Origin of the sequence: Pseudomonas nitroreducens (assembly GCF_024170165.1) — a bacterium.
Taxonomy (GTDB): Bacteria; Pseudomonadota; Gammaproteobacteria; order Pseudomonadales; family Pseudomonadaceae; genus Pseudomonas; species Pseudomonas nitroreducens_C.
Genome location: NZ_JALJXP010000005.1, coordinates 376,842 through 390,115, shown reverse-complemented (window position 1 = coordinate 390,115; position 13,274 = coordinate 376,842). Strand labels below are relative to the sequence as shown.

The 13,274-nt window shown below is 67.4% G+C and carries 12 protein-coding genes and 1 riboswitch; of the genes, 2 read left to right on the top strand and 10 right to left on the bottom strand.

Going from position 1 to position 13,274, the window contains the following annotated elements; genetic code table 11:
• Position 1 precedes the first annotated feature (1 nt).
• The 7 genes from J2T47_RS13150 to J2T47_RS13120 all read right to left on the bottom strand — a co-directional run bounded on the left by J2T47_RS13150 (position 2) and on the right by J2T47_RS13120 (position 7,577).
• On the bottom strand, positions 2-1,024 hold the full coding sequence (locus J2T47_RS13150; protein ID WP_253447242.1) for a fatty acid desaturase family protein: 1,023 nt from the start codon (positions 1,022-1,024) through the stop codon (positions 2-4).
• Between the two features lie 54 nt (positions 1,025-1,078).
• Positions 1,079-2,086, bottom strand: a complete 1,008-nt coding sequence (locus tag J2T47_RS13145) for an ABC transporter substrate-binding protein (protein WP_253447239.1) — start codon at positions 2,084-2,086, stop codon at positions 1,079-1,081.
• Positions 2,087-2,130: 44 nt separating this feature from the next.
• Positions 2,131-2,235: riboswitch (guanidine-I (ykkC/yxkD leader) on the bottom strand.
• A 223-nt stretch (positions 2,236-2,458) separates the two neighbouring features.
• Positions 2,459-3,643 carry an MFS transporter gene (locus tag J2T47_RS13140; protein WP_367399503.1) on the bottom strand — a complete coding sequence of 395 codons (1,185 nt, stop codon included), beginning with the start codon at positions 3,641-3,643 and terminating at the stop codon, positions 2,459-2,461.
• A gap of 122 nt (positions 3,644-3,765) precedes the next feature.
• Positions 3,766-3,906, bottom strand: a complete 141-nt coding sequence (locus J2T47_RS13135) for a hypothetical protein (RefSeq protein ID WP_167523196.1) — start codon at positions 3,904-3,906, stop codon at positions 3,766-3,768.
• 229 nt (positions 3,907-4,135) lie between these two features.
• Complete coding sequence (locus J2T47_RS13130; protein WP_253447236.1) at positions 4,136-5,929, bottom strand: N-acyl-D-amino-acid deacylase family protein; 1,794 nt, start codon at positions 5,927-5,929, stop codon at positions 4,136-4,138.
• A complete protein-coding gene (locus tag J2T47_RS13125) occupies positions 5,926-6,669 on the bottom strand; it encodes a sulfite exporter TauE/SafE family protein (protein WP_253447233.1) in 744 nt (247 codons plus the stop codon). Before J2T47_RS13125 ends, J2T47_RS13130 begins: the two co-directional genes overlap by 4 nt.
• Complete coding sequence (locus J2T47_RS13120) at positions 6,666-7,577, bottom strand: bile acid:sodium symporter family protein (RefSeq protein ID WP_253447230.1); 912 nt, start codon at positions 7,575-7,577, stop codon at positions 6,666-6,668. The genes J2T47_RS13125 and J2T47_RS13120 overlap by 4 nt, the downstream gene beginning before the upstream one ends.
• Before the next feature lie 190 nt (positions 7,578-7,767).
• Between J2T47_RS13120 and qhpR the strand changes: the two genes are divergently transcribed.
• Positions 7,768-8,724, top strand: a complete 957-nt coding sequence (qhpR, locus tag J2T47_RS13115) for an AraC-like transcriptional regulator QhpR (RefSeq protein WP_253447228.1) — start codon at positions 7,768-7,770, stop codon at positions 8,722-8,724.
• Here the strand turns inward: qhpR and J2T47_RS13110 are convergent.
• Together J2T47_RS13110 and mltA are read right to left on the bottom strand one after the other, a co-directional pair.
• Positions 8,712-8,984 carry a hypothetical protein gene (locus J2T47_RS13110; protein ID WP_253447224.1) on the bottom strand — a complete coding sequence of 91 codons (273 nt, stop codon included), beginning with the start codon at positions 8,982-8,984 and terminating at the stop codon, positions 8,712-8,714. The two genes, qhpR and J2T47_RS13110, sit on opposite strands and share 13 nt — an antisense overlap.
• A gap of 144 nt (positions 8,985-9,128) precedes the next feature.
• Positions 9,129-10,280: a murein transglycosylase A gene (mltA, locus tag J2T47_RS13105; protein ID WP_253447222.1), complete on the bottom strand. Its 1,152-nt coding sequence runs from the start codon at positions 10,278-10,280 to the stop codon at positions 9,129-9,131.
• Between the two features lie 151 nt (positions 10,281-10,431).
• Between mltA and J2T47_RS13100 the strand changes: the two genes are divergently transcribed.
• Positions 10,432-12,792, top strand: a complete 2,361-nt coding sequence (locus J2T47_RS13100) for a DNA polymerase II (RefSeq protein WP_253447219.1) — start codon at positions 10,432-10,434, stop codon at positions 12,790-12,792.
• Positions 12,793-12,837: 45 nt separating this feature from the next.
• Here J2T47_RS13100 and queD read toward each other — a convergent pair whose 3' ends face one another.
• Positions 12,838-13,194, bottom strand: a complete 357-nt coding sequence (gene queD / locus J2T47_RS13095; RefSeq protein ID WP_017516521.1) for a 6-carboxytetrahydropterin synthase QueD — start codon at positions 13,192-13,194, stop codon at positions 12,838-12,840.
• Positions 13,195-13,274 lie beyond the last annotated feature (80 nt).

Here is a 13,274-nt window from a genome sequence, read left to right as displayed (position 1 = left end):
CTCAGACCGCCGTCAGGAAGGAGACGCCCACGGCGCCGTAGAAGCCGTCAGCGCGATCCTTGCCCGCAGGCGCGACCTCGCCGTAGTGGTCGTCCACCACGCGACGCAGGCGGTGCTGGTGGAAGCCCTTGAACAGCAGGTGCATCGGCAGCACCTGGGCGTAGCCGTCGCCATACAGTTCGTGGTGCAGCTTGCGCAGGCGGTACCAGGGCGCCACGGGCTTCTCGTGATGGGCGTTGTGGTAGGCGAAGTTGAGCAGCAGCAGGTCGAGCACCGGCCAGCGCACCGAGACCACGTTGGAGTAGGTGTTCATCTGCTCGTAGGCGCGGTCGCGGGACTTGTCGTCGGGGATCTTGCCGCCGTCCTCGAGCACCGCGAAGGCGTCGTAGGTGTGCTGGTAGGCGTCGGTGAAGCGCAGCACCACGATCATCAGCGTCCAGGCGACGAAGTAGAGCAGCAGCGCCTTCAGCGACACGGCTGCGACTACGCCGAACAGCGCGCCGCGCATCAGCAGCGTCAGCGCCACGCGGCGGCGGTTGGCGCGGTGGCGCGGGTTGTCGGTGATGAAGGGCAGCAGGATCACGTAGTAATGCATGATCAGCTCCACCGCCGGCACATACGCCCACTCGGCGGCCAGCACCACCGCGCGCACCCAGCGCGGGCTGCGGGCGAGGAAGGCCTTGGTGTCGAAGGTGATCACGTCGGCGCGGTCGACGTGGTGGCGCATGTGCTTGCGGCGCAGGTCCTGGAAGCCCGCGTAGCAGCTGCCGCACAGCCAGCTGCAGGCTTCGCCGGCCCAGGTGTTGTGCGCGGGCCTGGCGAAGATGGTGCCGTGGGCGAACTCGTGGATCAGGTAGGCCGCGACAATCATCGCGTGGCCCAGCAGCAGGGTGCCGAAGGCGTTGAGCAGCCAGCTGTCGGCGAACAGCAGGGCGAAGCCGGCGGCGTAGCCACCGAAGGCGTAGGCCAGGGCCAGGCTGTTGGGAAGCCGGCCATCGGCGTAGCGGTACAGGGTCGCGGACATGAACAACCTCCGTGGGCGCTCCCGCCCTCCTGGCGGGAGCGGTGGGTGGGCGCCTTACTGGGCGAGGGCCTGGACGAACTGCGCGTCGAAGGTCTGGGCGAGGTCGGGGATCGCCGGGATCTGGCTGTTGTCCTTGAGCAGCTGGGCGATCACCGCGCCGCTGCCGAAGAAGGAGCTGGTGGCGTCGGACTTCTCGAAGTTCTTGTTCATCTCCGCCAGCGGGATGTTGTAGACCCCGGCCATCTGCTCCTTGGCCTCGGCGGCGCTGACACCCAGCACCTTGCCGATGATCTCGGCGGACTCCTCCGGGTGCGCCTTCATGTAGGCCAGGCCGTCGGCGTAGCCCTGGATCATCGCGCTGATGGCCTTCTGGCGTTTGCCGATGACCTCCTGGTTGAACACCAGCACGTCGGTGATCAGGCCCGGCGCGTCCTTCGACGAATACACGACGTGGAACTTGTCGCCGGGCATGCCGAGAATCTGCGAGACGTTGGGTTCGTAGGTCACGCCCACCGGCAGGCTGCCGGAGGCCATGGCGCCGGGAATGCCCTCGGGCGTCATGTTCACCGGGTTGATGTCCTTGTCGCTCAGGCCGTGGCTCTTGAGCGCATAGGCGAGCAGGAAGTCGGACGGCGACAGCGGGTTGAAGCCGATCTTCTTGCCCTTGAAGTCGGCGACCGACTTGATCGACTTGTCGGCAACGATGGCGTCACCGCCGTTGGAGAAGTCGATGGGCATCACCACGCGGTAGGGCTGGCCCTTGGCGACGCCGCCGACCACCTGGTCGTAGGTGAGCATGCCGCCGTCCAGGGCGCCGCCGGTCATGGCAGTGGGGATCAGCGCCGGGTCGTTGAAGAACTGCAGCTCCACCTTCAGGCCATGGGGCTTGTAGAGGTCGAGCTTGTCGGCGACGTAGAAGGGCGCGTAGCCGGCCCAGACGACGGTGCCGATCTTCAGCTTCTCGGCGGCCTGGAGCGTCAGTGGCACGACCCCGGCGGCAGCAAGCAGACAGGCACCGAGCAGGGTCTTGCGCAGGGAACGCAGGGAAAGCGGCATGGTCATGGCATTGCTCCTAACGGTTGGAAATTGGCACGGGATGACATCACGTCTCCCGGGCTTTTCTCCCGCCGTGTAGCCCTGTCCCTAGGGCCGGAAAACTCTCGGACCAGACGCCCTTCTCGCGAAAGACCGGAACCCTAGTTCGCCTGTGGTGCAACTCCAGTGTGTGCCTTGCAGCGTTCGCCCACCCGGTGGCTACCTTGCCGTGGGTGATGCATCCCGTTGAACAGGACAGAGCAATTGAAATGCCAGCTTTTCTGAAACCGAAAAACCACCGGGGATTTCAAGCGCTTAGCTGAAATCCCCGGAGCAGAGCGGCTACCGGAGCAGGGCGCGCCGGCACCAAGTCGATGCGCCTTGCCTTCTATTGAGGCATCAGGCGTGACGCACGGCGGTGCGCCGCAGCGAGGCGGCCGCAGTGGCCACGAACAGCCCGGCGGCGAGCGCCAGTGCCACCGGCACGCCCTGCGGGCCGAGGTCCATCAGGCTGCCGCTGAGCAGCGGCCCGAGCAGGCTGCCGACACCCCAGAGCATGCCGGCGGCGGCGTTGGCGGTGACCAGGTCGCGGCCACGGAAGCGCTGGCCGATCAATACCAGCGCCAGGGTGTAGACGCCGCCGGCCACGGCCCCCAGCAGCATCAGCGCCGGCCACAGCAGTGACGGCTGACTGATCAGCCAGGGCAGGGCGAGGCCGATCAGCATGGCGCCGGCCCCGCAGCCCAGGTGCAGGGTCGAGCGGTCGAGGCGGTCGGAGAGCCAGCCCAGCGGCAACTGGAACAGCATGTCGCCGAGCAGGATCACCGTGGCCATGAACGCCGCGATGCCCACCGCGTAACCGTGGCTGGAGGCGTAGACCGGGAAGAGCGAGAGCACCACGCTGTCGAAGAAGGAGAAGAACAGCACGCCCATGCACAGCGCCGGGGCAACCCGCAGGAAGCCGGCCAGGGAGAAGCTGCGCGGCTTCTCGACGTGCTCGTGGAGGCCTTCCTCGGGCATGGCGAACGCCACGGTGGCCAGGGCAATCAGGTGCCCGGCGCTGACCAGCACCACCACCCACGGCGTCTGCGCGCCGAGCAGCGCCACCAGTGTCGGGCCGAGCAACTGGAAGGCGGTGAAGCTGGTGGCATACAGGGCCACGATGGTGCCGCGATTGTTCTCGCCGCACAGCTCGTTGACCCAGGCTTCGCCGAGGATGATCGCAATGCCCATGCCGACGCCCAGCGCCAGTCGCGCGGCGGCCAGCAGCCAGAGGGAATGGCCGCTGAACTCGATGGCCGCGGTGCTCGCGGTACACAGCACGAAGCACAGCAGGTACAGGCGGCGCCGGCTCATCAGCTGGCAGGCGCGGTCCACCAGGGTGGCGGCGAGGATCATGCCGGCCGCCGGCACCGCCGAGAGGATGCCGATCTGCAGCGCGCTGGCGCCGTTGTCCAGCAGGCGCAGCGCCACCAGCGGCAGCGTCGCACCCAGGCTCAGGCCGACGATGGAAACGGCGAACAGCAGCACCGCCAGCAGCGGTTTGTTCAGCGAGGATGGCTGAACGGTAGTCGGGGTATTCATGGAAACCTTCTCTTGCCCGGGCGCTCCAGCGCCGGGCGTGCAAATACATACGCGCCCATCGGCGGCTGCCGGTGGGCGGAATCGGAATGCGGAAATGCCGGCGCGTGCGCGCGGCTTCCGGCTCAGCAGCCGGCGGGCGGGGAGAAGGTGAAGGCGAACAGCACGCTGCGGCGACGGCGCAGCACCGTGTCAATCTTGCGTACGCGCGGGGGCTCTCGCAGCAGGGCGAGGCTCGGGTCGGCGAAGCGGTAGAACGGGGTCATGGTGCAGGTATTACGGGGGATGTCGGAAACCGCGCACTCTAGTGAGTGCGCGGCAGGGCGTCAATCTCGGCCGGCCGCACGGTATCGCGTTGAGCGCCGACACCGTAAGCCCTGCTTACGGATCGCGAGCATGGCTCGCTCCTGCAACAACTAGCGCCGCGACTCCCCTGTAGGAGCGGGCCATGCCCGCGATCGCCGGCATGGCCGGCGCCCATCGAGCGCGCTGGAACTACCGGCCGAATGCCGGCGCCCCCGCCGGCACTTCCTGCGGCCGGCTCAGCACATCCCGTCCCGGCAGGAACCGCCCAAAACCACGCTCCTTGCCCAGTGCCTCGGGGAAGCCACCTTCGCGCAGATAAGCCACCCGCCCGTTGATCAGCGTGGCATCCACCGCTGCGTCGTTGCGCTTGACCAGTCGCGTCAGGCCGATGACTTCCATGGGCGCTTCACAGACATCATCCAGTTCATCGGTCAGCCCCGCCGGGTTGACCACCACCAGATCGGCGCGATCGCCCACGCGGATGTAGCCGGCGTCGATCCCGGCGAAGTCCGCCAGCTCGCCGGTCAGGCGGTGAATGGCGCGTCCGGTATCCATGAAACTGCGTCCGGCCAGTTCGGCGTCGCGCACATACTTGAGCATGCGCAGCGGGAAGTTGTACTGCGCGTGGGAGGCCAGGTGCGCGCCCGAGTCGGCGAAGCCCGGCTGGGTCCAGGGGCTGGCCAGCAGCTTGCCCATGATCTCCGGACGGTGGTTGCCGTAGCAGGTGGTCCATTTGAGGTCGTTGCGGTACTGGCCGGCCAGCTCGAAGAAGGCGTCCACCGGGTCCAGCCCGCGCTCGCGGCCGATGTCCTCGAAGTTGCGCCCGACCAGCGTTGCATCCGGGCATTCACGCACCCAGCAGTCGGACAGGTTGCGGTGCCACAGGCCGAGGCTGAGGGTAGCCTTGATGTCCTTCTTGAAGCGCTCGCGGAACGCCGGGTCCTGGATGCGCGTGTAGAGCTCTTCCGGGTCCTTGATTTCGCGCAGGACTTCGCCGGCGCCGAACTCCTCGAAGCCGTTCATGTTCAGCCCTTCGATGCGCACGACGAAGGGCGCGGGCAGGGTCTGCCAGCGGTAGCGGCCGCGCAGCACGCGGTTGGCGACCCAGCCGGAGGCGCGGGTGATGCGGTGCATGAAGGGCTGGGACTTCAGGTCCAGCGCGGTGAGCATCGAGCACTTGAGCGGGCGGCGGAACCAGCCGTGGGCCTGGTAGAGGAAGGCGAACACGTTGATCTTGGTGACCGCGTTGGGCGCGCCCTGCATCAGCGCGTTGCGCCGGCGCAATACAGCGAACAGGCGGGAGAATTCCTTCCAGCTGGCGAAGGTGGAGGGCAGCGGGCTGGACCAGGCGCGGTCGCCGTCCATCTTGTCCAATCGCGTGGTCATCACCGAAAGGCCGAAGCAGCCGGCGTCCAGCGCCTGTTCCAGCAGTTCTTCCATGCGTTGCAGTTCGGCTTCAGTGGGCTTGGCGCCGCTGATTGCGCGCTCCAGGCCCATCACCGTGACGCGCAGCTCGGAGTGGCCGAGAAACGAGCAGAGGTTCGGCCCCAGCGGTTGCTGGTCGTAGAAGGCGCGGTAGCCCCTGGCGTCCTTCCAGTTGCGCTTGTCACGCAGGATCGGCAGCACCTGCTCGCGCGGCACGGCTTCAACGCGGGTGAACAGGTCCGAGCAGTCCTCGGCCTCGCCCAGCACCATGCTGATCGAGCAGGAGCCGACCGACACGGTGGTCACGCCATGGCGCACCGACTCCTTCAGCGCCGGTGCGGCAATGGCCTCGGCGTCGTAGTGCGAGTGGATTTCCAGGAAGCCGGGGGTGACCCAGCGACCGCTGGCGTCTATCACCTGCGCGCAACCGCTTTCGTCCAGCGGGCTGACGCTCAGGGTGTCGATGCGGCCGTCCTTGATGCCGACGTGGCGCAGGCTGCCGGGGGCATCGCTGCCGTCGAAGTACAGGCCGTTCTTGATGATGATGTCGTAGCTCACAGGAGACTCCAGGGCGACAGCAGCAGGACGCCGCTGACCAGCAGCAGGCAGTGGATGGCGAGGCGGAAATGCTGTTCCTCGAAGCGGTGATGCAGGCGTTCGCCCAGCCACACGCCGAGCAGCAGCAGGGGCGCATAGGCGAGCACCTGGGGCAGCGCCGGGCGCAGGCGGCCGTCGAGGAGGAAGGCGAGGGTCAGCAGGCCGTTGAGGGTGAACCAGACGCAGACCAGGGTGGCGCGCAGGCGGGTCTTGTCCAGCGGCCGGGTCGAGAGCGCGTAGACCAGCAGTGGCCCGCCGGAAGCGAACAGGCCGTGACAGACCCCGGCGGCGCCGGTGGCCAGGCGCACCACCCAGTTCGGCGTGCGTCCGCGCTCCGGGGCGCTGGCGCGCAGACGCCACAGCTCGCGGCCGGCGAACCAGAGGATCAGCACGCCGAGGCCGCGCTTGAGCGGTTGCGGGTCCAGGTGCGGCAGCAGCAGGTAGCCGATCAGCATGCCGATGAGCATCCCCGGTAGCACGGTGCGCAGCAGCAGGCGCGTGTCGATCAGGCGGTGGTGGCGCCAGCACAGGTAGCCGGTCATGCCGATGTTCAGCGGCACCAGGATCGGCAGCAGCGTCTCGATGGGCATCAGCAGCGCGCCGAGGGACAGGGCGATCACCACGCTGCCGAAGCCGGTGATGGCTTCCAGGGTGTAGGCCAGCAGGATGAAGCCACCGAGGGCGAGGGCGGGCGCGTTCATGACGCAGTCGCCGCGGCCGCGCGGGGTTCGCGGCGCGCCCAGAGTTGCGCCAGCACCAACCCGGAGAACAGCTGCCAGCAGCCCCAGAACGCGGCGATCAGCAACATCCCGCCGGCCTGCGGGAAGAAGGTGAGGATCAGCGCCATGCCCAGCGCGGAGTTGTGGATGCCGCTTTCCAGGGTCACGGCGCGCACGTCGGCGTCTGGCAGCTTCCACAGTCGTGCGCAGGTGTAGCCCAGCAGCAGAGCCGTGCCGTTGAGCAGCAGCACCAGCCAGAAGAACAGGTGGAAGTAGCCCATGAACTGCTGGAAGTTCTTGGCGAAGGCCATGCCGACGAAGCCGAGCATCACCAGCAGCGACAGTTGCCGCAGCGGCTTCTCCAGGCGCCGAGCGAGCTGCGGTTTGTGCCGGCCCAGGGCCATGCCCAGCAGCATCGGCAGGATCAGCACCAGCACCACCATGCCCACCAGCTCCAGCGGGTCGATGTGGATCTGCGTGAGGCGGTCGCGGGTCGCCGGATTCAGCCCTGCGTAGAGGGCGAAGTTCAGCGGCGTGAAGATGCCTGCGCTCAAGCCAGAGACGGCGGTGACGCTGGCCGACACCGCGACGTTGCCGCGGGCCATCCAGGTCATGATGTTGGAGAAGGTGCCGCTGGGGCAGGTGGCCACCAGGATCATCCCCAGCGCCAGTTCCGGGTCGATCGGCAGGGCGATGGTCAGCAGGCAGGTGGCGGCGGGCAGCAGCAGGAACTGCACCAGCATGCCAATGGCCGGCGCCTTGGGCTGGCGCAGGATGCGGGTGAAGTCGTCGCGGCGCAGCTCCAGCGATACGCCGAACATCATCAGGGCGATGATGGCGTTCAGCGCGATCATCGAGCCGCCGGAAAATTCGAGATGGACGTCAGGCATCGCCGGTCTCCCGCAGCAGGAGGGCGGGGAATGGCGAACGGGCAGTAGCCGGCGGCACGGGCGCGGCTCCGGTTTCAATCAGCATGCAAGGCGACTCTTGTTTGTATTTATCGTTGTAATTGGCAAGCATAGGGGAGCCTTACCGCCCGGTAACGGCTCAATCGGGACCTTCACCGGTTAATTCGGGACCATGTCGCACACCATTACCGTCCATTACGCCCAGGGCATCCTGCAGGCCGCCCAGCGCCTGGGGCTGCCGGTGCCTGCCGATCTGCACGCGGCCAGCCTCGAGCCGCGCATTCCCCTGCAGCGCCAGGACGCCTTCTGGGAAACCATCTGCGCCGCGTCGGGCGATCCGCTGCTCGGCCTGCGCCTGGGCAGCGCGCTGCAGGTGGGGCACCTGGACATGGTCGGCGCGCTGTTGATGAGCTGCGAACACTACGGCGAGGCGCTGGAAGCGCTGCTGGAGTACTACCCGATCATCGCCGAGGGCAGCGAGTTCCAGCGCGAGCAGGACGCCACGCAGGTGCGCCTGGTCTATCGGCCGAGTTATGCCGTGCGCCGCGAGGAACGGGTGGAGGCCGCGCTGGCCAGCCTGGTGCACCTGACCCGCTGGATCACTGGCGACCGGGTGAAACCACAACGCCTGGCGCTGAGCCATGCCGCGCGGGGCGAGCCTTCACGTTACGGGGAATTGCTGGAATGCCCGGTGGATTTCGCCTGCACCGAAAATGCGCTGAGCTTCGCTGTGGCCGATCTGGAGGTGCCGCTGATCCAGGCCAACGCGTTGATGCGCGAGCACTTGCGCGCACTGGCCGATGCGCAGCTCGAACGCCTGGGCGCACAGAGCCTCGCCGCGCGCGTGCAGCAGCTGCTGCGGCAGAACCCGCGCTGGGGCAAGGAAAAGGTGGCCGAGCAGCTGGAACTCAGCGGCCGTCATCTCAACCGCAAGCTGGCCGACGAAGGCACCAGCTTCAAGCTGCTGCGCGAGCAGGTGTTGCACGCCATGGCCGAGCAGCTGCTGCGCGAGTCGTCACGCCTGGGTGAGGTGGCCGAGCGCCTGGGCTTCTCCGACGAGAGCGCCTTCTCCAAGGCCTTCCGTCGCTGGAGCGGGATGACGCCGGGGCAGTTCCGTCACGGCACCTGATTCGCTTGCTGGCGGTTATGGTTCACCGCTGCCAGGGCGTGGGCGGCGGGCAGGTCGACGCGCTGGGGAACGCTGTGCCGGGGAATGTCGCGCTGGTGCTCGATGACGCCGGTGCCCGGCAGCTTCGACACGAAGAACTGGTCGACGCCGAAGAACAGCAGGACCAGGGCGATGGCGCCGATCCAGCAGAGCACGTCGTAGTCCAATGGCCAGCCACGGTGCTGGCGCTGCGAGCGGAGGGGAGGCTGGTTGTTCTTCATGACGGTCACCGCGTTCGGATTGAGGGTCGGCGAAGCCAGGGGAGTGCCTGGATTCGCCGACCATGTTCCGGTGGGCGGCGCTGCCGGTGATTCAGGGAGCTCTGTAGGACGAGTAGGAATTACCTCAACTTTCCTACGCCAATGTCAGGCGCCTGGCAGGGTCTTGTCCTTCGGCCAGAGCAGCCACAGCTGGCCGTCCTGCTTCATGTGCCCGGCCAGTTCACCGGCGGCGTCACCGGTACCCCAGAACAGGTCAGCGCGGACTTCGCCGACAATGGCGCCGCCGGTGTCCTGGGCGGCGACCGGGCGTACCACCGGCGCACCGTCCGGGCGGGTAGTGGAGAGCCACATCAGGCTGCCCAGCGGGATCACCTTGCGGTCGATGGCCACGCTGTAGCCGGGGGTCAGCGGCACGTTCAGCGAGCCGCGCGGGCCTTCGTTGCTGTCCGGGCGCTGGCTGAAGAACACGTAGCTGGGGTTGCTCGCCAGGAGTTCGTCGACCCGTTGCGGGTGAGCGCGGGCCCAGTCGCGGATGCGTGCCATGCTGACTTCTTCCTTGCTCAGCTCGCCCTGTTCCACCAGCCAGCGGCCAACCGGCTTGTAGGGGCGGCCGTTCTGGTCGGCATAGCCCAGGCGCAGCTGACGCCCGGAGGCGAGCTGCACGCGGCCGGAGCCCTGGATCTGCAGGAACTGCAGGTCCATCGGGTCCGGCAGCCAGGCCAGCACGGGGGCATTCACCCCGTCGCGGCGGATGCCGGCGGCGTCGGCGTAAGGCACCAGCGTGTTGCCTTCCAGCTTGCCGCGCAGGCGCTTGCCCTTCAGCTCGGGATAAACGCTGTCCAGCGCCACGCTGATCATGTCCTTCGGCACGCCGTAGACCGGCACGCTGTGCTGGGCGTCGCGCTGCAGGCTGCCGCGGTAGACGGGCTCGTAGTAGCCGGTGATCAGGCCATTGCTGCTGCCTTCGCCGGAACGCAGCTGGTAGGGCTGCAGGTGGGCCTGCAGGAACTGGCGGATGGCCGGGGCGGAAGCCGGCACGCTGGCGGCGTCGGCGCAGGTCGCGGCCCAGATGTCATCCTTCTTCAGGCGTACCGCACACGCCGAGCGCCAGGCGTTGAAGCCTTGCAGCACGTCGCTGTCGGCGGTCTGCGGCAGCTCCGACCAGGAGGCCTTGGAATAGGTGGGTGCCTGGGCCTCCTCGGGCTTTTCGCCGAACAGGCCGCAGCCGGAAAGCAGGCTGGCGAAGCAGAGAGTGGCGAGGAGCGGACGGGTCCAGTGGCGGCACGAAAGGGTCACAGGCAGTTCCTGGCAGGCAAACGAAAGCCCGCTAGCTTGGGCAGACGCGGGGCGTGCGTCAAACGCATCGGTCGGATTAACATGCCTTGCAACGAATCCCCGGGCGGACCGGTAGAATGTCGGCATGAATCGACAGACGGGTGGTTAGAGCGTGGAGGCAAGGCAGGGTTTCGTCCTGACCCGACATTGGCGGGACACGCCCGAAGGCACCGAGGTGGGTTTCTGGCTGGCCACCGATGAAGGACCGCGGCATGTGCTGCTGCCGCCGCAGACTTCGGTGGCCTTCGTGCCGGCCGAACAGCGCGCCCGCGCCGAGAAACTGCTGGCCGGCGAACGCGGCGCGCAACTGCGTCCGCTGGGCCTGCGCGATTTCCAGCAACGCCCGGTGCTGGGCCTCTACTGCCAGCAGCATCGCCAGCTGATGAATCTGGAAAAGCGCCTGCGCGAGGCTGGCGTCGAGGTGTTCGAAGCGGGCATCCGCCCGCCCGAGCGCTACCTGATGGAGCGTTTCATCACCGCGCCGGTCACCTTCAGCGGCGAGCCGGGCGAAGGCGGCAGCACCGTCACCGCTCAACTGCGACCGGCGCCGGAGTATCGGCCGAAACTGAAACTGGCCTCGCTGGACATCGAAACCAATATCCGCGGTGACCTCTATTCCATCGCCCTGGAGGGCTGCGGCCAGCGCCAGGTGTACATGCTCGGCCCGGCCAATGGCGTCGACGGCGAGCGCGATTTCGAGCTGGAGTACTGCGACAGCCGCGCGCAGTTGCTGGAACGCCTGAACCAGTGGCTGGCCGAGCACGACCCCGACGCCATCATCGGCTGGAACCTGGTGCAGTTCGACCTGCGCGTACTGCAGGAGCACGCCAAGCGCCTGGAGATTCCCCTGCGCCTGGGCCGGGGCGGCGACGAGATGGGCTGGCGGCAGCACGCCTCGAGCAACCACTACTTCGCTGCGGCGGCGGGGCGCTTGATCATCGACGGCATCGAGGCGCTGCGCTCGGCGTTCTGGAGCTTCCCGTCGTTCAGCCTGGAGAGCGTATCGCAGCAGTTGCTGGGCGAGGGCAAGTCCATCGACAACCCCTACGACCGCATGGCCGAGATCGACCGCCGTTTCGCCGAGGACAAGCCGGCACTGGCGAAATACAACCTCAAGGACTGCGAGCTGGTCACGCGCATCTTCGACAAGACCCGCATTCTCGACTTCCTGCTCGAACGCGCCAGCGTCACCGGGCTGCCGGCGGACCGCAGCGGTGGCTCGGTGGCGGCCTTCACCCACCTGTACCTGCCGCCGATGCACCGGCTGGGCTATGTCGCGCCGAACCTCGGCGGCAAGGCGCCGGAGGCCAGCCCTGGCGGCTTCGTCATGGATTCGCGGCCGGGGCTCTACGAGTCGGTGCTGGTGCTGGACTACAAGAGCCTGTACCCGTCGATCATCCGCACCTTCCTGATCGACCCGGTCGGGTTGGTGGAAGGCCTGAGCGAGCCGTCGGACGAGGCGTCCATCCCCGGCTTCCGTGGCGGGCGCTTCTCGCGTACGCAGCACTGCCTGCCGGCCATCGTCGAGCGCGTCTGGCAGGGCCGCGACGCCGCCAAGCGCGACGGCAATGCGCCGCTGTCCCAGGCGCTGAAGATCATCATGAACGCCTTCTACGGCGTGCTCGGCTCCAGCGGCTGCCGCTTCTTCGACCCGCGCCTGGCCTCGTCCATCACCCTGCGCGGCCACGAGATCATGCGCCGCACCCGCGAGCTGATCGAAGGCCAGGGGCATCGGGTGATCTACGGCGATACCGACTCCACCTTCGTCTGGCTTGGCCGCGCCCATGACGAGGAAGAAGCCGCCGGGATCGGCCGTGCTCTGGTGCGCCACGTCAACCAGTGGTGGGCTCAGCACCTGCGCGAGGAATACGGGCTGGAAAGTGCGCTGGAGATCCAGTTCGAGCGGCACTTCCGGCGCTTCCTGATGCCGACCATCCGCGGCGCGGAAGAGGGCAGCAAGAAGCGCTACGCCGGCCTGGTGCGGCGCGATGACGGCAGCGACGAGATGGTCTTCAAGGGCCTGGAAACCGTGCGTACCGACTGGTCGCCGCTGGCCCAGCAGTTCCAGCAGGAGCTGTATCTGCGCATCTTCCAGCGCCAGCCGTACCGGGACTACGTGCGCGACTACGTGAACCGCACCCTGGCCGGCGAACAGGATGACCTGCTGATCTTCCGCAAGCGCCTACGCCGCCAGCTCGGCGACTACGAACGCAATGTGCCGCCCCACGTCCGCGCCGCGCGCATCGCCGACGACTACAACGAGCGCCACGGTCGCCCGCGCCAGTACCAGCGCGGCGGCTGGATCAGCTACGTGATCACGGTCAACGGCCCGGAGCCGCTGGAAACGCTGAGCTCGCCCATCGACTACGACCACTATGTCAGCCGGCAGCTACAGCCCATCGCCGACGCCATCCTGCCCTTCGTGGACGATGACTTCAGCGCGCTGGTCGATAAGCAGATGGGGTTGTTCTGAAGCCAAAAAAGCCGGCGTCAGCCGGCTTTTTTCATTCACTGCATATCAGTCGCCGCGGTATTCGCAACCGCTGGTGCAGGTCTCGTGCACGCGGACCTTGGACAGCTCCGGCAGCAGCGGCTTGAGCTGTTGCCAGATCCAGCGGCAGAGGTTCTCGCTGGTGGGGTTTTCCAGGCCGGGGATGTCGTTCAGGTAGTTGTGGTCGAGTTGGTCGTAGATCGGCTTGAAGATCTGCTTGATCTCGGCGAAATCGCGAATCCAGCCAGTGTGCGGATCGACCTCGCCCTCGATGTAGATGGCGGCCCGGAAGGAGTGGCCATGCAGGCGTCCGCACTGGTGCCCGGCGGGAACATGGGGCAGGCGGTGGGCGGACTCGAAGGTGAACTCTTTGAACAATTCCACGTGGTGCGCTCTGTGACGATCGCCGGCCCTGGAACGGGCCGGCCGGAAAATGGGCGCATAGTCTATCACCATCGCACCCG